Below are 25130 nucleotides of genomic sequence, written 5' to 3' on the forward strand. Positions count from 1 at the left end.
CGTCAGGCAGGCCGGCGCCGGGCGCTGTTCCACGCGGCGGCGAGATCGAGGAAATTGCGCATCATGGCGGAGCCGTGCTCCGACAGGATGCTCTCGGGATGAAACTGCACACCGTGCACGGGGTGGTCCGTGTGCGACAATCCCATGATTGTGCCGTCGTCTGTCTCGGCCACCACCGACAGCGGTGCCGGGCAGGTCCTGCGGTCGACGACGAGGGAGTGATAGCGCGTCGCGGCGAAGGGGCCGTTGATGCCGCGGAAGATGGTGCGGCCGTCGTGATGGATCTTCGACAGTTTGCCGTGCATGGGCAGTTCGGCCCGCACCACGTCGCCGCCGTAGGCCTGGCCGATCGCCTGGAGGCCGAGGCAGACGCCGAAGGTCGGCACCGAGGGGCCGAGCGTCGCCACCAGATCGAGACAGATGCCCGCCTCGTTTGGCGTGCACGGACCCGGCGACAGCACGATGGCGTCGGGCTTCATGGCCTCGACTCCGCCGACGGTCACCGTGTCGTTGCGATGCACATCGACATCGACCCCGAGTGCGCCGATGAGATGCACCAGGTTCCAGGTGAAGGAGTCGTAGTTGTCGATCAGGACGATGCGGGGCATGAGCGGGTCAGGGCTGCTGCGGCGGTGCCAAAGGGCACCTTTGCCCCCGAAGCCGCCACGCGGTCAAGGCAGAGCGCCTCACTGGCCCCGGCGGGCTGCGGCCGCGAAGCGGACCGCCTCCTCGGCCGCCCGGAACAGCGCCTTGGCCTTGTTCACGCATTCCTGCTGCTCGGCGGCCGGAACGGAATCGTAGACCACGCCGGCCCCGGCCTGCACCGCCATGCGGCCGTCCTTGACGATTGCCGTGCGCAGCACGATGCAGGTGTCCATCTCGCCGTTGGCACCGAAGTAGCCGATACAGCCGCCGAACGGCCCGCGCTTGTCCTTCTCCAGTTCGTCGATGATCTCCATGGCACGGACCTTGGGGGCCCCGGAGAGGGTTCCGGCCGGGAAGCCGGCGATCAGCGCATCGAGCGCGTCGTGCCGGGGATCGAGGTCGCCCTCCACGTTGGAGACGATGTGCTGGACGTGGCTGTAGCGCTCCAGCACGAAGCTTTCGGTGACCTTGACCGTGCCGGTCTTCGACACGCGGCCCACGTCGTTGCGGCCGAGATCAAGCAGCATCAGGTGCTCGGCCCGCTCCTTGGGATCCGTCAGCAGGTCCTCGCCCAAGGCCCGATCTTCCGCCTCGGTGGCGCCGCGCGCGCGGGTGCCGGCGAGCGGCCGGATGGTGACCTTGCCGCTCCGCGACCGCACCAGGATCTCCGGACTGGAGCAGACGATCTGAAAGCCGGCGAAGTCGAGATAGCACAGGTAAGGCGAAGGGTTGACCCGGCGCAGCGCCCGGTAGAGCGACAGGGCCGGCAGCGGGAAGGGGCATTCGAAGCGCTGGCCGAGCACGACCTGGAAGACGTCGCCGGCTCGCACGTATTCCTGGGCGCGGGCGACCATCCGCTCGAATTCAGCCGGCGTCGTGTTGGATACGGGCGAGGGCAGCGCCAGGCCGTCGACGTCCGGACGGGCGTCGGCGTGCAGCGGCGCATCGAGCGCCGCGACGGCCGCCTCCAGGCGTTCGGCAGCCGCCTCGAAGGCCGCCTTGGCGCCGAGGCCGGGCCGCGGCCGCACGGGCGCCACCAGGGTGAGTTCGTCTCGGACCGAATCGAACACGGCCATCACCGTCGGCCGCAGCAGGATCGCATCGGGAACACCGAGGCGGTCTGGATTGGCGTCGGGCAGGCGCTCCATCTGCCGGACCATGTCGTAGCCGAGATAGCCGAAGATGCCTGCGGCCATCGGCGGCAGATCGGCCGCCAGGGCGATCTCGCTCTCCGCGATCAGCCGGCGCAGGCTCTCGAGCGGCGGCAGCGTCTCCGGGACGAAGCCCTCCGGATCCTCGTCGGGCGCCCGGTTGATCGCCGCCTGTCCGTCCATACAGCGCCAGACCAGGTCGGGCGCCAAGCCGATCATCGAATAGCGTCCGCGAACGGCGCCGCCTTCCACCGATTCCAGCAGGAACGACGGGCCGGGCTGGCGGGCAAGCTTCATGAAGGCGGCGACCGGCGTCTCCAGGTCCGCGACGAGGCGCGTGCTGAGCACGAACGGCTGGCCCGCCGCATAGAGTTCCGCGGCCTGGCCGGGCGGGGGAGTGATCTGCATCGGATGCCTACTCCGCGGCGGCGCCGATGGCGTTGCGCAGCGCCTGCTGGTTGACGGTGATGCCCATCTCGTTCTGCAGCCGCCGCACGTATTGGGTGAGGAGGTCGTCGGTGACGGCGAGGCTGATCTGCTCATCCAGGCGCGGATCGAGCGCATTGGGGCCGAACGGCGGAACGGTCGCCGACGTCACCTTGAAGACGACACGGGCATTGCCGTCGGCCACCGCGACCGAGCCCGCCTTGCCGGCGTAGGTCGCGAAGATCTGCGTGACCGCCGGCTCCGACAGCTCGTCGCGGGCGACGCCGCGCTGGATCTGGTCGACGGACTTGACAGGAAGGCCGGCCGCCGCAGCGGCGACCGCCTCGCCGCCATCGATCTTGGTCACCAGCTCGCGCGCCTTGGCCGCCAAGCGGTTGGCGATCTCGTCCGAGCGCCACAGCGCGATCACGGCCGGCTTCACCTCGTCGAGCGGCCGATCCCGGCTGGCGTCGATGGCGGTGATGTCGAACCACACATAGCCGCCGTCGGCGGTACGCAGGGCCTCGTTGTCGGCGCCCATGTCGCTCGCGAAGGCGGCGGCGAGCAGGGCCTCCCGGTCGGGAACGGCTGCGACCGGCTTGCCGGCCTTGTCGTTGCCCTGGCGGTCGATGCCGTCGATCGTCGTCAGCGTCACGCCGAGGCTTTGGGCGATCTCGTCAAGCGGCTTGGCGCTGGCCCGCTGATCTTCGATCCGGTCGTGCAGGTCGGCGATTTCGCTACGGGCCTTGGCCAGCGCAAGCTCCCGCTTGATGGTCGTCGCGACCTCCTCATATGGCTTCACTGCCTCCGGCGTGATCGACGCGACGCGCACGATCACCGGTCCAAACCGCCCTTTCAACGGCTCGCTGACGCCGCCGGCGACGAGCGAGAAGGCGGCGTCGCGGACTGCCGGATCAAATATCTCGGCGCGCGATACCGTGCCGAGATCGAGATCCTTCTCGGCGACCCCCCGCTCCTTGGCGATGTCATCGAAGCTCTTGCCCGCCTTGATCGCCGCGGCCGCGGCTGCGGCCGCGGCGTCGTCGGGGAACGTCAGCTGTTGCAGCTGGCGCCGCTCCGGCGCGCCGAACTGGGTCCCCTTGACCTGCTCGTAGCGGGCGCGGGCGTCGGCGTCGCTGACGGCGTCCGGCTTGGCCAGGGTTTCGGGTGTCAACGCGAGGACGGTGAGACTGCGGTACTCGGGCGCGCGGAAGCTCGTCTTGCGCTCGTTGAAGAAGCGCTCCAGCTCCGCCGGCTCGGGTGTGCCGGGTTCGGTGATCGCCGTCGCCGGGAGGACGAAATAATCGACCGAGCGCCGCTCGGCGCCGAAGCGGAAGGCCACCTCCCGCAACGTCTCCGGCACCGCCAGACCACCGCTAATCCCGCTCGGAATCTGGCGCCGTGTCAGCGCCGCGCGTTGATCCTGCAGGTAGGCGGCCTCGCTGAGGCCGTTGTTGCGCAGGATGTCGGCGAACTGCGCTCGGTCAAAGCGGCCGGAGGGGCCACGGAAGTTCGGATCGTTCTCGATGCTGCGGATGACCCACGCGTCGGTGATGCCGAGGCCCATGGTCTTGGCCTGTTGGTCGAGCACGGCGTCCGTCACCAGGCGCCCGAGCACCTGGGCGTCGAGGCCCATGGCGCGCGCCTGGTCGGTCGTAATGGGGCGGCGGTACTGGCGCGTCAGACGCTGGATCTCGTTCTGATAGGCGGTGCGCAACTGATCCATGGTGATCTCGGTCGAGCCGACCATGGCGACCGTGTTGCGCCCGTAGCCGCGGAATATGTCGCCGATGCCCCAGACCGCGAACGAGATGATCAGCAAGCCGAACAGCAGGCCGACGACGATGCGTCCGACCCAGCCTGCCGTTGCGTTACGCATACCCTGAAGCATGAGAGCCAGCGACCTTCCATAGCCTTGGCCGGCGAAGCGCTGCCGGTCCTGCGACGAGTGTGCGCCTCCGGCCGGAAGCGCAAGTGCCGGCGGCTGTTGCGCGGCGTTGCGGTCATAGCCCAAAGCTGCCGCGAAACACAGCCGTCAAAGAACGGCGTGAGCCGCTGCCTGCCGAAGCCGGCATTCGCGCGGCGGCCGCGTTGAATCAAAGTCTGAGGAGTGCCGTGAATCGGTTTTGCAAGTCCCCGCCTCAAATCACTGATTTGGCAGGGTTCCGTTGCAGCCCACGGGGGCCTCTGTTAGAGGCGACGGTGGCTTTCGCCGGGGCCGGCAACGGCTCTGAGCACGCCGCAACCATGACCACGGGATATCCGGCTGCGGGATTGGCGATGCCGCCGCTGCGGCCGGAGACAGTAGAAAGGGGCCGACATATGGCCGACGGCACGCGCCGTCCGCTGATCGCGGGCAACTGGAAGATGCACGGGCTGAAGGTCCCGGCCGCGCGCACGCTGGGTGAGATCATCGAGGGCTACGACCCGGCCCTGCGTGCCGGGGTCGATCTTCTGGTCTGCCCGCCCGCGCCGCTGCTGCACATGTTCTCGGTCGTTGCCGTCGGCTCCCGCGTGGCCATCGGTGCGCAGGACTGCCATGCCGAGCCGTTGGGCGCCTTCACCGGCGAGGTTTCGGCCGAGATGATCGCCGACGCGGGGGCGACTATGGTCATCGTCGGCCACTCCGAACGTCGCGCCTATTGCGGCGAGAGCGACGGCGTGGTGCGCGGCAAGGCGCTGGCCGCTCGCCGCGCCAGGTTGACGCCGATCATCTGTGTCGGCGAGACGCGGCAGGAACGGGACGCCGGGCAGGCGCTGGAGGTCGTCGGGACCCAACTCTTCGCCTCGGTGCCGGATGGTCCCTGTGACTTCGTCGTCGCCTATGAGCCGGTGTGGGCCATCGGCACCGGCTTGACGCCGACGGCCCAGGACGTCGCCGACATGCACGCCTTCATGCGCGACGGCCTCTGTAAGCGGTTCGGTGCGGCCGCCGACGGCGTCCGCCTGCTCTATGGCGGCTCTGTGAAGCCCGCCAATGCGGGCGAGTTGCTGGCCATCGCCGATGTGGACGGCGCGCTGGTGGGGGGAGCGAGCCTCGTCGCCGCCGATTTCCTGGCGATTGCCGGCGCGGCCGTCAGCTAGCGCGTTCCGCGCGCGGGTGGAAACCACCGCTCGCAGGCAGCGCTCCAGCTGTTGAGACTGGAGCGCTGCTTTTTGAAACTGGAGCGCTGCGCTGCGCGAGGAGCGCTCATGCGCTGTTTGGCCGCTGGCCCGCTCCGGCGTCCTGAGCCTTAGCGCGGCTGCGGCAGCACCCGCAGATAGGGCTTGAGCGTTGTCCAGCCGCCCGGGAACCGCTCCTTGGCCGCCTCGTCGGAGACAGCCGGCACGATGATGACATCGTCGCCCTGTTTCCAGTTCACCGGGGTCGCGACGCTGTGCCGTGCCGTGAGCTGGAGGGAATCGATGACGCGCAGCACCTCATCGAAGTTGCGGCCGGTGCTCGCCGGGTAGTTGAGCGTGAGCTTGACCTTCTTGTCGGGACCGATGACGAACACGGAGCGGACCGTCAGGGTGTCGCTGGCGTTGGGATGCAGCATGCCGTAGAGCGTCGCCACCCGGCGGTCAGCATCGGCAATCAATGGAAAGTTGGGCCTGTGGCCCTGCGTCTCCTCGATGTCGTCGGCCCATTTCGCGTGCGCGTCGATGGCATCGACGCTGAGCCCGACGACCTTGACGCCGCGGCGTTCGAACTCGGGCTTGAGCTTTGCCGTGTAGCCGAGTTCGGTGGTGCAGACCGGTGTGAAGTTCTTGGGGTGCGAGAACAGAACGCCCCAGGAATCGCCGAGCCACTCGTGGAAGCGGATGTTGCCTTCCGTGCTTTCGGCCTGGAAATCAGGTGCGATGTCACCGATCTGGAGCCCCATTGCAAACCCTTCCGTCTCTGTTTGTTCGGTTGTTTGATGATTTCGAGTTTTTGTATTTTTTCATTTTCAACGTCTATTGCAAGACATCCTTGTGTTTTAATCAAAGAATGAACTTCATAAGAATGAAGTATTCAATATCTGACGCTCCGCGGGAAAATTTATCTTTCCGTTGGATGGTCGGGGGCATTTTTTTCGCCGGCGGCCGCGATCGGCCGAGCGATGCCCCGCGCCAGCGCCGCTTTGAAAGCGGCGGGGCGCCGTGCTAGATGCGCCGCTGATCCCTCCCTATATGTCGGGCGTCATCCGGCCGTCCGCGGACCCTTACTCATGCAAAGCGTTCTGATCGTCGTTCATCTGCTCATCGTTCTGGCGCTTGTCGGCGTCGTGCTGATCCAGCGTTCGGAAGGCGGGGGCCTCGGCCTCGGCGGCGGAGGCGGCGTGTCCGGCTTCATGACGGGGCGGGGTCAGACCAACGTACTGACGCGGACGACGGCGATTTTGGCCACTTTGTTTTTCGTGACCAGCCTGGCGCTCTCGATCCTGGCCGGGATGAGTCGGGCGCCGCGCTCGATCTTCGATACCAACGCGCCGCCCGCTCCCGGAGCGCCCGCGAGCCCGGCCAATCCGTCGGCCCCGGCCGGCGGCGTGCTCGATGAGCTCAAGCGTCTGCAGGAGGGCCGGGGCAATTCATCGGCCCCGCCGGCGCCCTCGGCGCCGGCCGCCCCGGCCAGTCCGCAGGTGCCGACGCAGCAATAGGCGCGGCATCCGCGACAGACGGCGTGGCGCGGCGAGGGCCCCTCGGGCCCTTCGCTCGCGATTGTGAAGCCCGGTCTGTGCTCGTGGTCTAGGGGTAATGCATCGGCCCCCCTCGCCAACGCGCACGACTCCATGTACGCAGCGAGTCCCATGACGCGGTACGTATTCATCACCGGCGGCGTGGTGTCCTCTCTCGGCAAGGGGCTGGCGTCGGCGGCCCTCGGCGCTTTGCTGCAGGCCCGTGGCTACACGGTGCGGCTGCGCAAGCTCGACCCCTACCTCAATGTCGATCCGGGCACGATGAGCCCGTATCAGCACGGCGAGGTGTTCGTGACCGACGACGGGGCGGAGACGGACCTCGACCTGGGTCATTACGAGCGGTTCACCGGCCGGCCCGGCAGCCGCAACGACAACATCACGACCGGCCGCATCTATTCGGAGATCATCGCGCGCGAACGCCGTGGCGATTATCTAGGTGCCACCGTCCAGGTGATCCCCCACGTCACCAACGCTATCAAGGAATTCGTGCTGTCGGGCAACGACGGCTACGATTTCGTGCTGGTCGAGATCGGCGGCACCGTGGGCGACATCGAGAGCTTGCCGTTCCTCGAGGCCATCCGCCAATTGGGGCAGGAGCTGGAGCGCGGCCAGGCGATCTACGTCCACCTCACCCTGCTGCCCTACATCCCATCGGCCGGCGAGCTCAAGACCAAGCCGACCCAGCATTCGGTCGCCGAGCTGCGATCCATCGGCGTCCAGCCCGACATCCTGCTCTGCCGGACCGACCGTCCGATTCCGCGCGAGGAGCGACGCAAGCTGTCGCTGTTCTGCAACGTGCGGGAGAGCGCGGTCATCGAGGCGCGCGATGTCGCCTCGATCTACGACGTGCCGGTCTCGTATCACGCGGAAGGTCTGGACGGCGAGGTGCTCGCGGCCTTCGGCATCAAGGGTGCGCCCGAGCCGGAGATCTCCCGCTGGCAGGGCATTTCCGAACGTGTGCACAGCCCCGAGGGCAACGTCACCATCGCCGTCGTCGGCAAGTACACGGGCATGAAGGATGCCTACAAGTCGCTGATCGAGGCCCTTACCCACGGCGGCATCGCCAACCGGGTCAAGGTCAACATCGACTGGATCGAGAGCGAGGTGTTCGAGAGCGAGGATCCTTCGCCATTTCTCGAGCATGTCCACGGCATCCTGGTGCCCGGCGGCTTCGGCCAGCGCGGCGCGGAGGGCAAGATCAAGGCGGCCCGCTTCGCCCGCGAGCGCCGGGTGCCCTATTTCGGCATCTGCTTCGGCATGCAGATGGCGGTCATCGAGGCGTCCCGCTCGCTCGCCGGCGTCGCTGACGCCAACTCCACCGAGTTCGGCCCGACGCCCGAGCCGGTGGTGGGGCTGCTCACCGAGTGGCTGCGCGGCAACGAACTCGAGCGCCGGCAGGCGGGCAACGATCTCGGCGGCACCATGCGGCTCGGCGCCTATCAGGCCTTGCTGGCACCGGGCAGCCGGATCGCCTCCATCTACGGCACGACCGACATTTCCGAGCGCCATCGCCACCGCTACGAAGTGAACATGGAGTATCGCGCGCGCCTGGAAGCGAAGGGTTTGCGCTTCGCCGGAGTGTCGCCGGACGGCCTGCTGCCGGAGACGGTCGAATACGAGGACCATCCCTGGTTCATCGGCGTGCAGTTCCACCCGGAGCTCAAGTCGCGGCCGTTCGAGCCGCATCCGCTGTTCGAGAGCTTCGTCAAGGCAGCGATCGAACAGAGCCGGCTGGTCTGACGCGCGCCTGTCCCGATCGCGGGGACGGGCTCCCGTTGCCTGCATCCGAGGTGCCGCTCGGCCGGTGATTCCACCGATCGAAACGCGCTGTCGCCATGCAAACTTGCCGGATGCGCGGGCCGGGCGATCCGGCTATAGCCTCGCCCATGACCACCTCCGCAAACTCCATCGTGACCGTGGGCGCCGATCGGGCCCATCCCGTGCGCTTCGGCAACGGCCTCCAGCTGTCGCTGATCGCCGGCCCCTGCCAGATGGAGAGCCGGGCCCATGCCCTGGAGGTGGCGGCAGCCCTGCGCGAGATCACCCAGCGCCTCGGCCTCGGGCTCGTCTTCAAGACCTCCTTCGACAAGGCCAACCGCACGTCGGCCGCCGCCGCCCGTGGCATCGGCCTTGCGGACGCGCTGCCGGTGTTCGCCGAGATCGGGGAGGCGCTGGGGCTGCCCATTCTCACCGACGTGCACGATGCGGCCCAGTGCCAGCCCGTGGCGGAGGTCGTCGACGTTCTCCAGATCCCGGCTTTCCTCTGCCGTCAGACCGACCTGCTCGTCGCCGCAGCTCGCACCGGCCGTGTCGTCAACGTCAAGAAGGGGCAGTTCCTGGCGCCGTGGGACATGAAGAACGTGGTCGCCAAGCTGACGGCGGCCGGCAATGCCGATGTGCTCGTCACGGAGCGCGGCGCCTCGTTCGGCTACAACACCCTGGTCTCGGACATGCGCTCGCTGCCGATCATGGCCGAAGAGACGGGGGCCCCCGTCATTTTCGACGCCACACATTCGGTTCAGCAGCCAGGCGGGCAGGGCGCGTCGTCCGGTGGCGAGCGCCGCTTCGTGCCGGTGCTGGCGCGGGCGGCGGTGGCGGTCGGCGTCGCCGGCGTATTCATCGAGACCCATCCCGACCCCGACAAGGCACCATCCGACGGGCCGAACATGGTGCCCCTGAGCCAGATGGAAGCGCTACTCGGCGAACTCCTCGCCTTCGACCGGCTGGCGAAATCGATGGCCCCGGCGCCGGGCATGGCGGGCGGGGCGGGCTGAGCCCGGTCGATGGGGCGCCTCCAGTACATTCTTGCCTTCGCCTGCTTCGCCTCGTCGCTGTTCAGCCGTGCCATCGACCCCTTGGTGCCACTGATCGCCCGCGATCTGGAGACGGCGCCCGAGCGGGTCGCGCTGCTGTCGACCGCCTTCGCCCTTCCCTTCGGCCTCTTGCAACTGGCTTTCGGGCCGATTGGCGACCGCGTGGGGCGCGAGGTGGTGATCCGCATCTGCATGGTGGCGATGACCATCGGCGGCCTTGCCAGCGCCTTTGCGTGGGGCTTCGGGACGCTGTTTACCCTGCGGGTCGTCTGCGGCGCGGCGTCCGCCGGCATCTTCCCCGCGACCATCGCGCTGATCGGAGACCGCGTCGCCCTCGACCAGCGGCAGGCCGTGCTCAGCAAGATGCTCGCGGCCACGATCAGCGGCACGCTGTTTGGCGCCATCGGCGCCGGCCTCCTGGTCGACCTCGTCGATTGGCGCGGCGTCTTCCTTATCTATACGGCGACGTCGGCCGTCGCCGCGGCGGCGCTTTTCGCCGTGCTGCCGGCGAAGCAGCCCCACACCGACAAGCCTGCGGCGGGGGTGATAGAGGGATTCCGGAGCGTGCTCCGAAACCCACGCGCCAAGGTCTGCTTCATCGCGGTCTTCCTCGAAGGGCTCGCCGTGTTCGGCCTGCTGCCGTTCGTCGCCCTGCTGCTCGAGGCGCGCGGCGAGGGAGGTCCTGCCATCGCCGGCCTCGTGATCGCCGGCTTTCCGCTGGGCGGGATCCTCTACGCCGCCGTTGCACCGCGCCTGGTCGCATCGCTCGGCACCGCCGGCATGATGGCTGGCGGCGGCATCGTGGCCGGCCTGTCGCTCCTCGCCGTCGCGTTCGGCCTGCCATGGCAAGGTGATGCCATCGCCTTCATTGTGCTGGGCATCGGCTTCTACACGCTGCACAACTCGATGCAGGTGCAGGCCACGGAATTGTCGGCGATTCACCGCGGTTCGGCGGTCGCCATGCACGGCAGCTCGTTCATGACCGGTCAGGCGCTCGGACCGGTCATCTACGGCCCGGGCTTCACGACGATCGGCGTGTTTGCGACCCTCGCCACGTCCGCCCTGGTCATCGCCATGGTAGGCATTGCCTGCGCGATCCTGCTCGGCTCGCGAGCCGAAGCGACGTCGGCATCGGCCTAGAGCGCTTCTTGATCGGGTGGAACCACCCGATCAGGGAGAAGCGCTCCAGATTCAAAGACTTGGAGCATTTCTAACCGATCAGATGATTCCATCTGATCGAGAAATGCTCTAGAGCGTTTTTGAGCGAAGTGGACGCCGGTTCGCGTGAAGAAAACGCGACAAATCAAACAGATAGAGCATCTCGGCGATTCGAAGAAGCGCGGAAATACTCTAGAGCATGTCTGCGCCCTTGGATGATCTCATCCATGGGCGGAACACTCTAACGTGTGACAGAGCCGATATGTCGCCTGCGGTTGTCCTCCGGCGTCGTGGCTTCGGCCGGCGGCACGGGCACCAGCGCCCTGAAGCCGTATTGGCCGAGCAGCATCAGCCAGGTGACGAGCACGAAGGTCGAGGTCAGCACCGGCATGCCGATCGGCTCCAGGAAGATCGCGACCGACGCCCAGAGCCAGGTGGTCACGACGATGCCGAACAGCGTGTAGAGGAAGCTGCGCCACGTCAGCACCAGAAAGAAGCCGCCGAGCGCGATCGCCGTCAAGGCGGAGTTGTAGCCGAACAACCCGTCGCGGATCGCCCCTTCCGGGCCGCCGAACGCGACCGCGACCAGTGCCGCACCGGCGGCGCCGACGAGCGCCATGCCGGCCGAGATGCGGGAATTGACGGCAATGCCGACGATGATCAGGTAGCCGGTGATCCAATTGTCCTGGAAGAAGATCTGCCCGATGGCATTGCCGATGCCCATGTACCAGGTGGGCAGCGTGTAGGCGACGGCCGCGTCGAACTGGTCGGGCGAAACGGGCTTCGCCAGCGGCCCCGCCTCGATCGCCGCGAACTTCAGAACCGCGAACAGGAACAGCCATCCGGTCAGCACGAAGGGCGCGGTGAGGGCCGCCACCTTGTGCGGCCCGAGCAGCGTCGCCAGCGCCTGGAACACGATGGTCGTCATGGCGGCGGCGAAGACGATATAGACCGCCATGGGCAGCGACGGCACGGCGCCGGTGCGAAAGTCGGCGCTGGTGAAGGCGACCAGCGCCAGGCCGACCAGCACGCCGTTGAAGCCGAACAGGCCATCGCGCATCAGCACCCGGTCGGCCTGAAGCAGCATCGCCATCCCCGTTGCCACCACGACGCCGAGGATGCAGATCGTGCCGTATACGGCCGAGTTGAAGAACAGCGCCAGCAGGATGATCAGCCCCGACAGTGGGTTGTTCTGGAATACGACCTGGCCGATGCCGCGCAGGCACCAATCTGCGAAGCCGAACGCCGGATGGTCACGATACCGGTCCTGGAACGGAAGATCTGTCTGGGCCACGTCTCTCTCCCCCGAAACAAAAACCCCACCGGACATCTCCGGTCCGGTGGGGTCCGTGCCGGCTGCTGCCGATCCCGTCAGAACAGGAAGTAGCGCTGCGTCATCGGCAGGCTGTCCGCCGGTTCGCAGGTGATCAGCTCGCCGTCGATCCGCACCTGGTAGTTCTGCGGGTCGACCTCGATCTTCGGCGTCAGCGTGTTGTGGATCATGTCCTTCTTGCGCACGCCGCGCGTGCCCTTGACCGCGACCAGCTGCTTCTGGAGCTGGAGCTTGTCGCCGATCTTGTCGGCAAGGGCGGCCTGCGAGACGAAGGTGACGCCGGTCTTGCCGCGCGCCCGGCCGAGGACGCCGTACATCGGCCGGTAATGCACCGGCTGCGGCGTCGAGATCGAGGCGTTCGGATCCCCCATCGGCGCCGTGGCGATCATGCCGCCCATCAGCACCAGACTTGGCTTGACGCCGAAGAAGGCCGTCTTCCAGAGCACGAGATCGGCGCGTTTGCCGACCTCGATCGAGCCGATCTCATGCGCGAAGCCATGGGTGATGGCAGGGTTGATCGTGTATTTGGCGACATAGCGTTTGCAGCGGAAATTGTCGTTGCGCGCGCTGTCCTCGGGCAGCGGTCCGCGCTGCACCTTCATCTTGTGCGCCGTCTGCCAGCACCGCAGCGTCGTCTCGCCGATGCGGCCCATCGCCTGCGAGTCCGACGACATCATCGAGAAGGCGCCGAGGTCATGCAGGATGTCCTCGGCCGCGATCGTCTCCTTGCGGATGCGGGACTCCGCGAAGGCCACGTCCTCGGGGATCTCCGGGCTGAGGTGATGGCACACCATCAGCATGTCGAGATGCTCGTCGATGGTGTTGACCGTGTAGGGCCGGGTCGGGTTGGTGGAGGAGGGGAGGATGTTCTCCTGGCCCGCCGCGGTGATGATGTCCGGGGCGTGGCCGCCGCCCGCGCCCTCCGTGTGGAAGGAATGGATGGCGCGGCCCTTCATCGCCGCGAAGGTGTCGGCGACGAATCCACTCTCGTTCAGCGTGTCCGAGTGCAGCGCGACCTGCACGTCCATCTCGTCGGCGACGGTGAGACAATTGTCGATGGCGGCGGGGGTGGTGCCCCAGTCTTCGTGCAGCTTCAACCCGATGGCGCCGGCGCGGACCTGCTCGCGCAGCGGCTCTGGCAGGCTGGCATTGCCCTTGCCGAGCAGGCCGACATTGATCGGGAGCTCCTCGACCGCCTCGAGCATGCGGTGGATGTACCAGGGGCCTGGCGTGACCGTGGTGGCGAGCGTGCCGACGGAGGGGCCGGTGCCGCCGCCGACGAGGGTCGTCGTGCCACTCGTCAGTGCTTCCTCGGCCTGCTGCGGCGCGATGAAGTGGATGTGCGTGTCGATGCCGCCGGCAGTGAGGATCTTGCCCTCGCCGGCGATCACGTCCGTGCCGGGGCCGATGACGATGGTGACGCCCGGCTGGATGTCGGGATTGCCGGCTTTGCCGATGCCCGAGATGCGGCCGTCCGTGATGCCGACATCGGCTTTCACGATGCCCCAGTGGTCGACGATGATCACGCTGGTGATGACGAGATCCGCGACCTCGGCGGCGTTCCTCTGGCTCTGGCCCATGCCGTCGCGGATGACCTTGCCGCCGCCGAAGATGACCTCGTCGCCATAGACGGTGCGGTCCTCCTCGATCTCGATCACCAACTCGGTGTCGGCGAGGCGGATACGGTCGCCCTTGGTCGGGCCGTAGAGCGAGGCATAGTGCTCGCGGGCAATGCGCGTCATCTCAGCCCTCCAGCTTTCCCATGACCTTGGCGTTGAAGCCGTAGACCGCGCGCTCGCCGGCGAGCGCCACCAACTCGACCGTGCGCGCCTGGCCCGGCTCGAAGCGGACCGCCGTTCCGGCCGGAATGTTGAGGCGGAACCCTCTCGCCTTGTCCCGATCGAACAGCAGCGCGGCATTCGTTTCGTAGAAGTGGTAATGCGACCCGACCTGGATCGGCCGGTCGCCGGAATTGGCGACGTCGATCGACCGCTTCTCGCGGCCGACATTGAGTTCGATGTCGCCGTCCTCGATGAAATATTCGCCCGGGGTCATGGCGTATTCCTCACGGAATCGGATTGTGGACGGTGACCAGCTTGGTCCCGTCGGGGAAGGTGGCTTCGACCTGGATGTCGTGGATCATCTCCGGCACGCCCTCCATGACGTCGTCGCGCGTCAGCAGCGTCGCGCCGTAGGACATCAGTTCGGCGACGGTTTTGCCATCACGGGCGCCCTCCAGGAGAGCCGCGGAGATATATGCGATCACTTCCGGGTAGTTCAGCTTGATACCGCGCGCCTTCCGTCGTTCGGCCACCAGGCCGGCGGTGAAGATCAGAAGCTTGTCCTTCTCACGTGGCAGCAGTTCCATCGCGGAGCCCTTTCGACCTGTGTTGGAGCATGACCCCAAAAGTGGACACCGCCTCTTGGTCAAGATCGTGCCCAAAATAAAGACTTAGAGCGGGATGATGATTCAAGGAAACAACATCCCGCTCTAGGTGGCCCAGATGCGCGGCGGGCTGGCCGCCTTGCCCTGGCTTGACGCCCGAAGCGCGTCCCAGGCGCGGACAAAGAGCGCCTTTCCGGTGGAGGCGCGGGGTCCCAGATAGCGGCAGACCACCACGTCTTCGAGCTGGCTGACGGAGAAGACGCCCGCGCCGTCCGGAGCCACCGCGGCGCGGACGCGCTCGGCCGCGTCTTCCGGCAAGGGGCCGGCATAGATCATGGTTCCCCAGGTCGAATGCCCGGCCAACCCATGCGCCGCCGCGGCGGCCGGCGAGCCGCCGGGAAGCTGCACGCGCTCGAACCAGATGGGCCGGCCGTCGCGGGTGACCTCGATGCGCTGCCGCAGATGACCGTGTGCGAAGCGCTCGCCGGCCGCAGGCCGTCCCAGGCAGAACAGGTCCCAGCCGACATAGGCCGCCTCGCCGGCGAGGCGGACCTGCGTGTCGATCATCGCGTGAGCGCCGTCGAACAGGATCGTTTCCTGCGGCAGGTATTCGCAGACCGCGCCGTCGGCAACGTCAACGGTTGTGAGCTGCGTGCTCGGCCCGTGATCGGCGCGGTAGAATTTGGTGGCGGCCGGGGTCGTCATCAGCGCGCGCGCGCCGGGCGCGACGTGGAAGCGCATGTCGAGCCGGTCGCCTCCCGCGACGCCCCCCGGCGGGTGCAGCAGGTAGACGTGGCAGGTGCCATCCTTCTCGGGATGGAACGGCTTCTGGACGACCAGGGGGCCGAGATGGCGACGGCGCATCAGCCGCGTCTTGCCGGCGGCGGGCGCGAACCAGAGCTCGAGCTCGGCGTGCCAATTGGCGGGCGCGGACGTGTAGCGGACCCGCGCAATCGATATGTCGGGCAGGCAAGGGGCTTTGGAGGGCAGAGTCGCGCCCTCGCATTCGCGTGTGTCTGTCTCACTCGAGCACTGCAAATCGCGACCCTGGGATGTGCGCAACTATCGGACAACTGTATCGCATACGCCGGTCGGTGCACCAAAGCGAACAATCATAGCGCAGGCGGCAATCGGGATGATGTGCCGGGTGTCCCGGATTCATGCGAGACGTCCCGGATTGCCGGTGCGTACGAGTCTATGATCGCACACGCGTGCGCGATATTGGATACTGACGGATAAGTCGCGAGTCTCACGGCCGCCAGCTCGGCGCGCCGAGCTGGCGGCCGATGCACTTAGGTCGGAAACTCGGGGTCTTTGCACGCATGACATCCACGAACGGACCTCTCCGCGTCGGCATTGGCGGCCCCGTCGGTTCCGGCAAGACCATGCTGACGGAGAAATTGTGCAAGGCGATGCGGGACGAGTTCTCCATCGCCGTCGTCACCAACGACATCTATACGAAAGAGGACGCTTTGGTCCTGGCGCGTCGGCAGGCGCTGTCGGAGGACCGTATTGTCGGCGTCGAGACCGGCGGCTGCCCGCACACGGCGATCCGCGAAGACGCATCGATCAACCTACAAGCGATCACCGAACTCAATCGGAGGATTCCCGACCTCGATATCGTCTTCATCGAATCTGGCGGCGATAATCTGGCGGCGACATTCTCACCGGATCTTGCCGACATGACGCTCTATGTCATCTCTGTCTGCCAGGGAGAAGACATTCCCAGAAAGGGCGGGCCGGGCATTACCCGCTCCGACCTCCTCATCATCAACAAGACCGACCTTGCGCCTTACGTGAACGTCGATCTCGACGTCATGCAGGCGGACGCGGCGCGCATGCGCGGAAAGCGTCCCTTCGGCTTCACCGACCTCTCCCGTGGCAAGGGCCTGGATGCCGTCATCGACTTCATCGTCGCGTCCGGTGGGCTAAGAATGCCGTCATAACCTGGGGGAGTGCCAGCAGCGGCATCACCTGCGGGACGTGCCAGCTGGCGACCCTTACGGGCCGCAAATCCTTGCGCGGCGCGCACGGAGGTCGAACGGGAAATACAAGGCATGGCACAAGAGCAGGTCCTCGTCACGCAGCCGCTTTCGGAGGGCGCCTTGCTGCTGTGCGTGGCCGCGGTTGCCTTTGCATTGGTCGCGTTTGGCTTCGTGGTATCCGGACCTGCGGAGGTGTTCGCCGGGTTGGGCCGTATCCTGATGGCCCGGGACACGCTCATTACCGACTATATGGGCCTCGGCGGGATCGGAGCAGCCTTGGTCAACGCGGGCCTGCTCACCCTGATCGTGACGTTCATCTACCGGGCGAGCGGAGCGACGATCAGTGGCGGGGCCGTGGCATGCCTGATGCTCGTCCTGGGATTTGCCCTGTTCGGCAAGAACCTGATCAACATCTGGCCGATCGTGCTGGGCGTCTATGTCTATGCGCGCTTCAAACGAGAGCCGTTCGCCAAGCACATCAATACGGCGTTCTTCGGCTGCGCGCTGTCTCCGGTCGTCTCGGAGATCTTGTTCAGCACCACCTTGCCGCTGCACCTGTCGCTGCCGCTTGCGCTCGGAACCGGGGCGACGATGGGCTTCATCCTTGCACCGGCCGCCGCCCAGCTCTTCAACGCGCATGCGGGTTTCAGTCTCTACAATATGGGCTTCACCGCGGGCATCATCGGGACGCTTGTCGTCGCGATCTACAAATCCTACGGCTTCGTGGCCGAGCCGGTGTTCATTTGGAGCACGGGCCACAATCTCCTGCTTGGCAGCTTCATCGGCGTGCTGTTCCTCGCCATGATCGGCGGCGGCCTCATCCTCGATCGCGCCGCGCTGACCAAGCTGAGATCGATTCTCCGACTCGACGGCCGCTCGCCCTGCGATTTCATCGCCATCGCCGGCGTCGCCCCGACATTCGTCAACATGGGCGTCAGCGGCCTGCTCACCACCGCTTATGTCATCGCCATCGGAGGGGACCTGAACGGCCCGGTGATCGGGGCGATATTCTCAGTCGTCGGCTTTGCAGCGTATGGCAAGCATCCGCGCAATTTCGTGCCGATCATGGCGGGGGTGTTCCTCGCGTCTCTCTCCAAGCCCTGGGGGGCGGCGGACCCCTCCATCGTTCTTGCGGCCCTGTTCGGGACGACGCTGGCGCCGATCGCGGGCCGCTTCGGTTGGGGGTGGGGTATCGTCGCCGGGTTCGTGCACTCGTCCACCGTCCTGACCGTCGGCGCGCTGCACGGGGGCCTCAACCTCTACAACAATGGCTTCGCTGCCGGCATCGTCGCATCGGTCGTGGCGCCGGTGATCCTCGCCATCCAATCGCGCGCTTCGACCGATGCGACGGACGAGCCATAGCATGGCTCTGCGCGGGATGGAGCGTGCCGGCCCTTGTCGTGCGGGACCTTTCAACGGTCGCGGAGCAGTCGGGTGACGGGACGGCCGAGCCGAGCTCTCTCGCGCACGTCATGGGGCCGTGCGCCACCATGGTGGCGCAAAGGTGTTTCCCAGGCGAACTCACGCTATGACGTCCTGCCCGAGCGCGTCCTTCCGGAGATCGCGTCATGCCCGTGAACGGCCAGGAAAACCGGCCCGGCTTTCCCCCCCAAGGCATGGTCAGTCTCTGGGTCGTGCTGTTCGTCGTCTGGATGGCCGCCAATTCCACGCCGGCGATCGAGGTCGCGCTGCTCGGCGCGGCTGTCACCTTCGCCCTGGCCTATGCCTTCGCCGCATCGAGCGAGGCGTGGCGGCGGATCCGCTGGACGCCGGCCGGCTTCTACCACTTCCTCGCCTATACCGGCACCTTCCTGGTCGAGTTGGTCAAAGCGAACCTGGCGATGATGCGCATCGTGTATTCGCCGCGCATCGACATCAGGCCCGGCATCGTGCGGGTCCGCACCCGGCTGAGGTCGCCCATCGGGCGGCTGGCGCTTGCCAATACGATCGCGTTGACGCCCGGTTCCCTCGTCCTCGATCTGAAGGACGACGTCCTCTACATCCACTGGATCGATGTCAGGTCGACCGATGTCGAGGTCGTGAGCGCGGCCATGGCCGGTTCGTTCGAAGAGCATCTGGAGCAGATCTTTGGCTGAGATCCTCATCCAGATCGCGGCGGTGCTGATCTTCTTCGCAATCCTCTTCGCGATCATCCGCCTCGTGCTCGGCAAAACGCTGGTCGACCGCATCGTCGCGGTCGATACGCTGACGGTCATCTCGCTGTCGCTGATCGCGCTCTACGCGCATGTGTCCGGCCGTTTCGTCTATATCGACGTCGCGCTGGTCTACGGCCTGCTCAGCTTCCTGGCCGTGCTGGCGTTGGCGCGCTTCCTGGAAAGGGGGCTTTAGCTATGCTCGAGCTCTTGCTCCTGCTGGTTTGTGCCAGCATCCTCATCTCCGGGCTCCTCGCCATCTGCCTCGAAAATCTTCTCCCGGCGATGGTGAGCTCGGGCCTCGCCAGCCTGTTCGCGGCGGTGTCGTTCCTGCTGCTTGCCGCGCCCGATGTGGCGATGGCGGAAGCCGCGATCGGCTCCGGCCTCGCCACCTTCATCTTCCTCTACGCCATCCGCAAGACCGACGGCGGCAAGACCGACGGCGCCACGGTGGGCGGCAACACGGATGGCCGCAGGCCCGACCCCGGCCAGGCGGCGGGCGACGAGACCGGCCATGGCAGCTCTGCCCGCGGCAAGCCCGACAAGGCGAGGGGCGGCGCATGATCGAACTGATCGGCAGCCTCTTCATCCTCGCCGGCGCGGTCTTCCTGTTTTCGGCCGGGCTCGGGCTCCTGCGCATGCCGGACGCCTATACCCGTATCCAGGCGGGCACCAAAGCGACGACGCTCGGCAACATGCTCGTCCTGGCCGGGCTCGCCTTCTATCACCCAGGCTGGATCTTCAAGCTGATCCTGGTGATCTACTTCGTGCTGATGACCAATCCCGTCTCCTCGCACGCACTTTCGCGCGCCGCCTACCGCATCCGCACGCCGATGACCTCGGCCACCATGGCCGATGCGCTGGCCGAGGACGATGCGGGCGGCGACGGTGCGCCGCCCGAGGGGTCGGCGAGGGGCGGGCCGCCCGGCGAAAGGACGGGGCGATGACGCGCCATGTCATTGTCGCGCTCGTCGTCGCCCTGTTCGGACTGGTCTTCGTCCGGCTGGTCGGCGGCTATGCCGAGCTGAGCGCGCTGCGGCCGCTCGCCGCTCAGTACGTGACGCAGGCGCCGCTCGAGCTCGGCACGCCCAACATCGTCACCGGCATCCTCATCACCTTTCGCGGCTTCGACACGCTCGGCGAGGTGGCGGTGCTGTTCATGGTGGCGGCCAGCATTGGCCTGCTCTTGAAGAAGGACGAGCCCAATGCGGCGAGCGAGGCTGCCGCGGCCGGGATCGGCGAGCATACGGCCGACGATGCGCCGCTGCGCGAACCGAGTGAGATCGTGCGGACCGGAACCGACGTCCTGCTCCCGCTTATCTTCGTCTTCGGCGCCTATGTCATCGTCAATGGCCATCTGTCAGCGGGCGGCGGCTTCCAGGGCGGCGCCATCGTTGCGTCCGGGGCCATGCTGATGCTGCTCGCCCGGCCGGGCTCGAGGCTGAGCGTCGCGCTCCTCAGCGTCATCGAGTCCTTTGCCGGCGTCCTTTATGTGTCGCTCGGCCTCGTCGGCCTGGTCTTCGCGGCCGGCTTCCTCGATCCGCGCTTCCTGCCGAAGGGCGAGTTCGGCGCCTTCGTCAGCGCCGGTGCCATCCCGCTGATTTCGGCCCTGCTCGGCATCAAGGTCGGGGCCGAGCTCAGCGTCATCATCGACCGGTTCAGGGGCTGAGCGGAGGCGAGATGACGACGGGGCTTCCGGTTTCCACCATCCTCCTGATCACCGGCTTCTGCCTCGCGCTGATCGGGCTGTGGGGTATGCTGACCCACCGCAACATCATGCGGATCATCATCGGCTTCGCCCTGATCGACACGGGGCTGCACATCGTCATGGTAGCCACCGGCTACATCACCGGCGGCACCGCGCCGATCATCGACCGCGCGCTCACCACGGCGGCGGCGACCGAGCGGGCCATCGACCCGATTCCCTCGGCGCTGGTGGTGACGGCGATCGTCATCGGTTTTTCGGTGACGGCCGTCATGCTGGGCTTCGCCATCCGCCTCTACGCCGCCCGCAAGACGCTCTCCATCGACGCATTCACGGAGTCGAAATGGTAGCGTCGCTGTTTCACCCGCTGAACATCTTCCTGCTCGGCCTCGGCGGCGGCTTCGTCATCCCGCTGCTCTACAGGCTCGGCAAGGCGTGGCTGCATGCGGGCTTCTGGCTGGCGCTGGCCGGCATCGTCGCCGTGAGCGGCGTGTCGCTTTTCGACGTGTACCGCAGCGGCACGCCGATCGAGGTGCTGACCGCGGGCTTCGCGCCGCCGCTTTCGATCAATCTGCGCTTCGGCCTGTGGGAGGGCTTCTTCGCCGTCCCGGTCGGCCTCGTCGCCATGCTCGGCGCGCTGCATCTGTGGGACCGCCTCAAGGGCAATTACGGCGCGCTGCTGCTCTACCTCATCCTGGTGATGGGCATCGACGGCATGGTGATGACGCGGGATCTGTTCAATCTCTTCGTCTTCCTCGAGATCGTCTCGATCGCCACCTACGGCCTGCTGGCGCTGGACCGCACGCCGGCGGCGATCGCCGCGGCGTTCAAGTTCATCATGGCGACGGTGATCGCCTCGACCTTCCTCCTGCTCGGCACGGTGCTTCTCTACTACGTCACCGGCACGCTCAACATCGACACGCTGATCGCCGAACGCCAGCAGATCACCGGGCCGATCGGCGCCACCGCGCTGCTCATGGTCCTCGGCTGCTTGATCATCGAGCTGAAGCCGTTCCCGGCCAATGGCTGGGGTCTCGACGTCTACGAGACGGCGCCGAGCGGCGTGGCGTCGCTGGTCTCGGTCGGCGTCTCGGCTGGCGTGTTCTTCGCGCTCGTCAAGCTGCTGCCGCTATTCGAGGCGCAGCTCGGCCTCATTGCCATCTGCGGCGGCATCACCTTCCTGTTCTCCAACCTCATCGGCTGCACGCAAACCAAGGTGCAGCGCCTGCTTGGCTATTCCTCGATCAGCCAGATGGGCTTGATGCTGTTGGCGCTGGCGCTCCTGACCGAGATCGGCGCCAGCGCCTCGATCCCGCTGGTCGTCGGCGGCCTGTTCATCAACCATCTCCTCGCCAAGGCGGGCCTGTTCTGGCTCGCCGGCGTGCTCAGGCAGGATGACGTCGAGGCACACGCGAGCCTGGGGGGGCGGCCGCTGCTGCTCGGGCTCCTGGCGCTCTTCATGGTGGCCATCGCAGGCCTGCCGCCCTTCCCGGGCTTCTGGGCGAAATGGGAGCTGGTGATGCAGCTCACCGGCATGGGCCGTCTGCCGTGGGTCGCCCTGATACTGGCGGGCTCCCTGCTCGAGGCCGCCTACATGTTCAACTGGTTCGTCCGAGCGCTGCGCCCCTCGGACGAGCGGGCGGGCGAAGGGCCGGACCTCATCGCCCTGCTGCCGGTTTACGGCGTCGCGCTGCTCCTCGTCGGCGCCGGTTATCTCGCGGCGCGGATGTCGGGCGCCGGGCAGGCCTGGCTGTTCGCCCCGCTCCTCGTCGGCCTCGCGCTCTACACGCTCGACCGGCTGCCGGGCCGGGTGGAGGGCGTGCTGACGCTCGTTGCCGTGGCGCTGGCTGGCGGCTGGCTCGCCTGGAGCGCGGAGGGCATCGCCTGGCTCTTTGCCGCGCTGCTGCTCGCCGGCAGTCTGGTGATCGCCGCTGCCGGGCTCTATCGCCGCGATCGTCGGCCGGGCTACTACCCGATGCTGGCCATCCTGCTGATCTCGATTCCGGCATTGCTGCGCTCCTCGACCAGCCTCGAATTCTTCTTCAGCTGGGAGATCATCACGCTGGCGTCCTGCTTCCTGATCGCCAAAGGCAGGGGCGCGGGGCCGCATGTCCTGACCTTCCTTCTGTTCTCGCTCGTCTCCGCCTTCTTCCTGCTGGCGGGCTTCGCCGGGATCGCCGCGCTCAGCGGCACGACCAGCCTGTCGGCGCTCGTCACCAGCGGGCCGGACGCAACCGTCGCCTTCGTGCTGCTGGCGGTCGGCTTTCTCATCAAGGCCGGCGCGATCGGCGTGCATGTCTGGCTGCCGGGCGCGTATGCCGAGGCTGACGACGACTTCACCGCCATGCTGTCGGCCGTGGTCAGCAAGGTGGCGATGTTCGGGCTCTTGATCGGCACCTACCTGGCGACCCGGTCCGAGGTCTCCATCGAGATGGCGCACGGCATGGCCTGGGTCGGCATGCTGACGACGATCGCCGGCGCGTTGCTGGCGCTGCGCCAGAGCGACTTCAAGCTCCTGCTCGCCTTTTCGAGCATGAGCCAACTCGGCTACATCGTCACCGCGATCGCGCTGATGAGCCACCTCGGCTGGGTGACGGCGCTCTACCTGGTTGCCAACCACATGATGGTGAAGGGGATCTTGTTCCTCGCCGTGGCCGGCATCATCTGGCGCACCGGCACGCGGGATTTTGCCGGCACGGGCGGCCTCGCCCGCGCCATGCCCGTCAGCTTCGTCCTCGTCGCCTTCGCCATCCTTTCCATGTCGGGCCTGCCGCCGCTCATGGGCTTCGGCGGCAAGTGGCTGCTGCTGTCAGCGATGGCGGAGAAGGGCTGGACCTGGCTGGCCCTCGCCGGTCTCGTCGCCACCTTCCTCGGCTTCCTCTACATGATCCGCCTCGTCGCCGGCCTGTTCCTCGGCGTCCCGCCCGCCGGGCAGGCGAGGGCTCGTGAAGTGCCGCCGACGTTGATCGCGCCACAGCTCCTGCTGGCCGCCGGCATCCTGGTCCTGTCGCTCTATCCCAAGCTTCTGATGGACCCGGTGTCGGCGGCGATCGATCCGCAGTTCGCGGCGACGCTGGTCTGGGAGGGCAAGTCGCTCTACACGATCTACGGCTATTGGAACCCGACACCGGTGATGATCGCCGCGGTGGCGGCGGCCGCCGTGCTGGGCATCGCCGCCTGGCTCGTCTATCGCGGCGGCGCCGGCCGGCGCACGGGCAGCCTGTCGCGCTTCTACGGCTACTACCGCTCGGTGCTGGAGCGCTCCCTGCCACCGGTCGCGACCGGCTTCTGGAACGGGGTCACCGGCGCCACGTTGGCGGCGGCCGCCACCGTGCGGCTGCTCTATACCGGCAACGGCCAGACTTACGCGCTCTACGTGCTGGTCTATTTCCTCGCCCTCTATGCCGCGAGCCTGGGGCCGGCTGGGTTCTGGGTCGGAAGCTGATGTCGCCATCGGACGATGCCGTTCCGCTGCACCTGCTGAGGCTGGTGAGCCCCAGCCTGCCGGTGGGCGCCTTCTCCTATTCGCGCGGCCTTGAGTTCGCGACCGAAGCCGGCTGGGTGCGCGATGAGGCGACGGCGCGCGAGTGGATCCTCGGCACGCTGGAGCAAAGCTACGCCCGCCTCGACGGCGCTCTGTTCTGGCGGATGATGGCGGCCCTTTCCATCGGCGATGGCGATGAGTTTCGACAGCTCGACGGCTGGCTCGCGGCCGGGCGAGAGAGCCGCGAATTGCAGCTCGAGGATCGCCGCACGGGGGAAGCGCTGCTGCGACTGCTCCGTGACCTGGAAGTGCCCGGCGCACTCCGAGCCGCCGGGCAGATGCTGACCTATCCGGCCGCCTTCGCCATCGCCGCCGACCATTGGCAGGTGGGGTCAGCCGCAGCGCTCAAGGGGCTGATGTGGACGATCGTCGAGGGGCAGGTAATGGCTGCCATTCGACTCGTGCGCCTCGGTCACACGGCCGGCCAGCGAATCCTGATCGAGGCGGTCCCGGTGATCGAGCGGAGCGCGGCGATCGCACGGACGATCGAGGACGAGTCCATCGGCAATGTCTCGGTGGCGATGGCCATGGCCAGCGCCTGGCACGAGACGCAGTATTCGCGGCTGTTCCGTTCATAGACGAGCCGGCGTGACGGCTCGTGCGAGCGCAGCGTCGGCCCGTTCCTCGAACTCCGCCAGGGTCCGCCCGAAGATGGTGTCGTCGTCGAGCGCGCGAGCCAGCGTCAATGCACCTTGAATGGCGACCACCGAGGCCTCGGCGAGCCGCCGGGCGATGGCCGGCTCCACGCCGCCGCGAACGAGGGCGCCCTCAAGCGCCCCGATCCAGCGAATGAAATACGCCCGGATCGGGGCGGCGAAACGGTCGCGCGTCTCGTCGAGGGCGAAGGCGCCGAGGAGGCAGACGCGGCGGCCGGAGCGGAAGTAGGCATCGACCGTCGTCCACATGTGCGCGATCGCCGTCCGCGGCTCGTCCCTCTCCAGGGGCTCGAACACCTCGCGCACGAACCAGGCATCGACATGGGCGAGGACGTCCGCCGCCATCTGCTCTTTGCCGCCCGGGAAGAAGTGGTAGAGGCTTCCCTTCGACAGCCCGGTTCGCGCGGTGATGGCGCTCATCGACGCGCCCTCGTAGCCGAGCTCCCGAAACACCTCGGCGACGAGCGGAACCACATCCGCCTTCTCATTGACGACGCGCACCATCACATCGCCG

25 protein-coding genes are annotated in these 25130 nt (G+C 67.1%); 15 read left to right on the forward strand and 10 right to left on the reverse strand.

From position 1 onward, the window contains the following. Positions 1-2 precede the first annotated feature (2 nt). The 3 genes from IEW34_RS14935 to IEW34_RS14945 all read right to left on the reverse strand — a co-directional run bounded on the left by IEW34_RS14935 (position 3) and on the right by IEW34_RS14945 (position 4101). Complete coding sequence (locus tag IEW34_RS14935) at positions 3-608, reverse strand: anthranilate synthase component II (RefSeq protein WP_188610004.1); 606 nt, start codon at positions 606-608, stop codon at positions 3-5. Between the two features lie 78 nt (positions 609-686). Beyond that, positions 687-2204, reverse strand: a complete 1518-nt coding sequence (trpE, locus tag IEW34_RS14940) for an anthranilate synthase component I (protein ID WP_188610005.1) — start codon at positions 2202-2204, stop codon at positions 687-689. Between the two features lie 7 nt (positions 2205-2211). Beyond that, positions 2212-4101, reverse strand: a complete 1890-nt coding sequence (locus IEW34_RS14945) for a peptidylprolyl isomerase (RefSeq protein WP_244641994.1) — start codon at positions 4099-4101, stop codon at positions 2212-2214. A 443-nt stretch (positions 4102-4544) separates the two neighbouring features. Here IEW34_RS14945 and tpiA point away from each other — a divergent pair, with 443 nt between their 5' ends. Beyond that, complete coding sequence (gene tpiA, locus IEW34_RS14950) at positions 4545-5306, forward strand: triose-phosphate isomerase (RefSeq protein WP_188610007.1); 762 nt, start codon at positions 4545-4547, stop codon at positions 5304-5306. Positions 5307-5455: 149 nt separating this feature from the next. Here tpiA and IEW34_RS14955 read toward each other — a convergent pair whose 3' ends face one another. Then, the gene (locus tag IEW34_RS14955; protein WP_188610008.1) at positions 5456-6088 is read right to left on the reverse strand and encodes a peroxiredoxin; all 633 of its coding nucleotides are present in this window, start codon (positions 6086-6088) and stop codon (positions 5456-5458) included. Positions 6089-6415: 327 nt separating this feature from the next. Here IEW34_RS14955 and secG point away from each other — a divergent pair, with 327 nt between their 5' ends. The 4 genes from secG to IEW34_RS14975 all read left to right on the forward strand — a co-directional run bounded on the left by secG (position 6416) and on the right by IEW34_RS14975 (position 10836). Further along, a complete protein-coding gene (secG, locus tag IEW34_RS14960) occupies positions 6416-6844 on the forward strand; it encodes a preprotein translocase subunit SecG (RefSeq protein WP_188610009.1) in 429 nt (142 codons plus the stop codon). A 150-nt stretch (positions 6845-6994) separates the two neighbouring features. Next, positions 6995-8623 carry a CTP synthase gene (gene pyrG, locus IEW34_RS14965; RefSeq protein WP_188610010.1) on the forward strand — a complete coding sequence of 543 codons (1629 nt, stop codon included), beginning with the start codon at positions 6995-6997 and terminating at the stop codon, positions 8621-8623. Positions 8624-8769: 146 nt separating this feature from the next. Next, positions 8770-9657 carry a 3-deoxy-8-phosphooctulonate synthase gene (gene kdsA / locus IEW34_RS14970; RefSeq protein ID WP_188610011.1) on the forward strand — a complete coding sequence of 296 codons (888 nt, stop codon included), beginning with the start codon at positions 8770-8772 and terminating at the stop codon, positions 9655-9657. A gap of 9 nt (positions 9658-9666) precedes the next feature. After that, positions 9667-10836, forward strand: coding sequence for an MFS transporter (locus IEW34_RS14975; protein WP_188610012.1), 1170 nt, complete (start codon positions 9667-9669; stop codon positions 10834-10836). 259 nt (positions 10837-11095) lie between these two features. Here the strand turns inward: IEW34_RS14975 and IEW34_RS14980 are convergent, their stop codons facing one another. The 5 genes from IEW34_RS14980 to IEW34_RS15000 all read right to left on the reverse strand — a co-directional run bounded on the left by IEW34_RS14980 (position 11096) and on the right by IEW34_RS15000 (position 15563). Next, positions 11096-12148: an urea transporter gene (locus tag IEW34_RS14980; protein WP_244641995.1), complete on the reverse strand. Its 1053-nt coding sequence runs from the start codon at positions 12146-12148 to the stop codon at positions 11096-11098. Between the two features lie 77 nt (positions 12149-12225). Further along, positions 12226-13929, reverse strand: a complete 1704-nt coding sequence (gene ureC / locus IEW34_RS14985; protein ID WP_188610014.1) for an urease subunit alpha — start codon at positions 13927-13929, stop codon at positions 12226-12228. A 1-nt stretch (position 13930) separates the two neighbouring features. Beyond that, entirely contained in the window at positions 13931-14242 is a 312-nt protein-coding gene (locus IEW34_RS14990) for an urease subunit beta (RefSeq protein ID WP_188610015.1), read from the reverse strand. Between the two features lie 10 nt (positions 14243-14252). Continuing rightward, positions 14253-14555: an urease subunit gamma gene (ureA, locus tag IEW34_RS14995; protein ID WP_188610016.1), complete on the reverse strand. Its 303-nt coding sequence runs from the start codon at positions 14553-14555 to the stop codon at positions 14253-14255. 123 nt (positions 14556-14678) lie between these two features. Then, a complete protein-coding gene (locus IEW34_RS15000) occupies positions 14679-15563 on the reverse strand; it encodes an urease accessory protein UreD (protein ID WP_505625754.1) in 885 nt (294 codons plus the stop codon). Positions 15564-15895: 332 nt separating this feature from the next. On the opposite strand from IEW34_RS15000, the gene ureG reads away from it, so the two are divergent. From ureG to IEW34_RS15050, 10 genes are all read left to right on the forward strand, one after another. Then, complete coding sequence (ureG, locus tag IEW34_RS15005) at positions 15896-16519, forward strand: urease accessory protein UreG (RefSeq protein WP_188610018.1); 624 nt, start codon at positions 15896-15898, stop codon at positions 16517-16519. A 111-nt stretch (positions 16520-16630) separates the two neighbouring features. After that, positions 16631-17920: a DUF1576 domain-containing protein gene (locus tag IEW34_RS15010; protein ID WP_188610019.1), complete on the forward strand. Its 1290-nt coding sequence runs from the start codon at positions 16631-16633 to the stop codon at positions 17918-17920. A 206-nt stretch (positions 17921-18126) separates the two neighbouring features. Beyond that, positions 18127-18654 (forward strand): Na+/H+ antiporter subunit E, encoded by a 528-nt coding sequence (locus IEW34_RS15015; protein WP_244641996.1) that lies wholly within the window; start codon positions 18127-18129, stop codon positions 18652-18654. Beyond that, positions 18647-18907, forward strand: coding sequence for an MrpF/PhaF family protein (locus IEW34_RS15020; protein WP_188610020.1), 261 nt, complete (start codon positions 18647-18649; stop codon positions 18905-18907). Before IEW34_RS15015 ends, IEW34_RS15020 begins: the two co-directional genes overlap by 8 nt. A gap of 2 nt (positions 18908-18909) precedes the next feature. Beyond that, on the forward strand, positions 18910-19275 hold the full coding sequence (locus IEW34_RS15025) for a Na(+)/H(+) antiporter subunit B (protein WP_188610021.1): 366 nt from the start codon (positions 18910-18912) through the stop codon (positions 19273-19275). After that, positions 19272-19658, forward strand: coding sequence for a monovalent cation/H(+) antiporter subunit G (gene mnhG / locus IEW34_RS15030; RefSeq protein ID WP_188610022.1), 387 nt, complete (start codon positions 19272-19274; stop codon positions 19656-19658). Before IEW34_RS15025 ends, mnhG begins: the two co-directional genes overlap by 4 nt. After that, positions 19655-20380 (forward strand): hydrogen gas-evolving membrane-bound hydrogenase subunit E, encoded by a 726-nt coding sequence (gene mbhE / locus IEW34_RS15035; RefSeq protein WP_188610023.1) that lies wholly within the window; start codon positions 19655-19657, stop codon positions 20378-20380. Before mnhG ends, mbhE begins: the two co-directional genes overlap by 4 nt. An 11-nt stretch (positions 20381-20391) precedes the next feature. After that, the gene (locus tag IEW34_RS15040; RefSeq protein WP_188610024.1) at positions 20392-20766 is read left to right on the forward strand and encodes a sodium:proton antiporter; all 375 of its coding nucleotides are present in this window, start codon (positions 20392-20394) and stop codon (positions 20764-20766) included. Then, on the forward strand, positions 20760-23861 hold the full coding sequence (locus IEW34_RS15045) for a proton-conducting transporter transmembrane domain-containing protein (protein ID WP_188610025.1): 3102 nt from the start codon (positions 20760-20762) through the stop codon (positions 23859-23861). Before IEW34_RS15040 ends, IEW34_RS15045 begins: the two co-directional genes overlap by 7 nt. Then, positions 23861-24538, forward strand: a complete 678-nt coding sequence (locus IEW34_RS15050; protein ID WP_188610026.1) for an urease accessory protein UreF — start codon at positions 23861-23863, stop codon at positions 24536-24538. Before IEW34_RS15045 ends, IEW34_RS15050 begins: the two co-directional genes overlap by 1 nt. Here IEW34_RS15050 and IEW34_RS15055 read toward each other — a convergent pair. Continuing rightward, positions 24533-25120, reverse strand: a complete 588-nt coding sequence (locus tag IEW34_RS15055) for a TetR/AcrR family transcriptional regulator (RefSeq protein ID WP_188610027.1) — start codon at positions 25118-25120, stop codon at positions 24533-24535. The genes IEW34_RS15050 and IEW34_RS15055 overlap by 6 nt on opposite strands. Between the last annotated feature and the right edge of the window lie 10 nt (positions 25121-25130).

Source organism: Chelatococcus reniformis, from assembly GCF_014640075.1.
GTDB classification, from domain to species: Bacteria; Pseudomonadota; Alphaproteobacteria; order Rhizobiales; family Beijerinckiaceae; genus Camelimonas; species Camelimonas reniformis.

Coding starts and splice junctions, on each gene's coding strand:
- IEW34_RS14935 (WP_188610004.1), bottom strand. CDS start 608: ATGCCCCGCATCGTCCTGATCGACAACTACGACTCCTTCACCTGGAAC.
- trpE (WP_188610005.1), bottom strand. CDS start 2,204: ATGCAGATCACTCCCCCGCCCGGCCAGGCCGCGGAACTCTATGCGGCG.
- IEW34_RS14945 (WP_244641994.1), bottom strand. CDS start 4,101: ATGCGTAACGCAACGGCAGGCTGGGTCGGACGCATCGTCGTCGGCCTG.
- tpiA (WP_188610007.1), top strand. CDS start 4,545: ATGGCCGACGGCACGCGCCGTCCGCTGATCGCGGGCAACTGGAAGATG.
- IEW34_RS14955 (WP_188610008.1), bottom strand. CDS start 6,088: ATGGGGCTCCAGATCGGTGACATCGCACCTGATTTCCAGGCCGAAAGC.
- secG (WP_188610009.1), top strand. CDS start 6,416: ATGCAAAGCGTTCTGATCGTCGTTCATCTGCTCATCGTTCTGGCGCTT.
- pyrG (WP_188610010.1), top strand. CDS start 6,995: ATGACGCGGTACGTATTCATCACCGGCGGCGTGGTGTCCTCTCTCGGC.
- kdsA (WP_188610011.1), top strand. CDS start 8,770: ATGACCACCTCCGCAAACTCCATCGTGACCGTGGGCGCCGATCGGGCC.
- IEW34_RS14975 (WP_188610012.1), top strand. CDS start 9,667: ATGGGGCGCCTCCAGTACATTCTTGCCTTCGCCTGCTTCGCCTCGTCG.
- ureC (WP_188610014.1), bottom strand. CDS start 13,929: ATGACGCGCATTGCCCGCGAGCACTATGCCTCGCTCTACGGCCCGACC.
- IEW34_RS14990 (WP_188610015.1), bottom strand. CDS start 14,242: ATGACCCCGGGCGAATATTTCATCGAGGACGGCGACATCGAACTCAAT.
- ureA (WP_188610016.1), bottom strand. CDS start 14,555: ATGGAACTGCTGCCACGTGAGAAGGACAAGCTTCTGATCTTCACCGCC.
- ureG (WP_188610018.1), top strand. CDS start 15,896: ATGACATCCACGAACGGACCTCTCCGCGTCGGCATTGGCGGCCCCGTC.
- IEW34_RS15010 (WP_188610019.1), top strand. CDS start 16,631: ATGGCACAAGAGCAGGTCCTCGTCACGCAGCCGCTTTCGGAGGGCGCC.
- IEW34_RS15015 (WP_244641996.1), top strand. CDS start 18,127: ATGCCCGTGAACGGCCAGGAAAACCGGCCCGGCTTTCCCCCCCAAGGC.
- IEW34_RS15025 (WP_188610021.1), top strand. CDS start 18,910: ATGCTCGAGCTCTTGCTCCTGCTGGTTTGTGCCAGCATCCTCATCTCC.
- mnhG (WP_188610022.1), top strand. CDS start 19,272: ATGATCGAACTGATCGGCAGCCTCTTCATCCTCGCCGGCGCGGTCTTC.
- mbhE (WP_188610023.1), top strand. CDS start 19,655: ATGACGCGCCATGTCATTGTCGCGCTCGTCGTCGCCCTGTTCGGACTG.
- IEW34_RS15040 (WP_188610024.1), top strand. CDS start 20,392: ATGACGACGGGGCTTCCGGTTTCCACCATCCTCCTGATCACCGGCTTC.
- IEW34_RS15045 (WP_188610025.1), top strand. CDS start 20,760: ATGGTAGCGTCGCTGTTTCACCCGCTGAACATCTTCCTGCTCGGCCTC.
- IEW34_RS15050 (WP_188610026.1), top strand. CDS start 23,861: ATGTCGCCATCGGACGATGCCGTTCCGCTGCACCTGCTGAGGCTGGTG.
- IEW34_RS15055 (WP_188610027.1), bottom strand. CDS start 25,120: ATGGTGCGCGTCGTCAATGAGAAGGCGGATGTGGTTCCGCTCGTCGCC.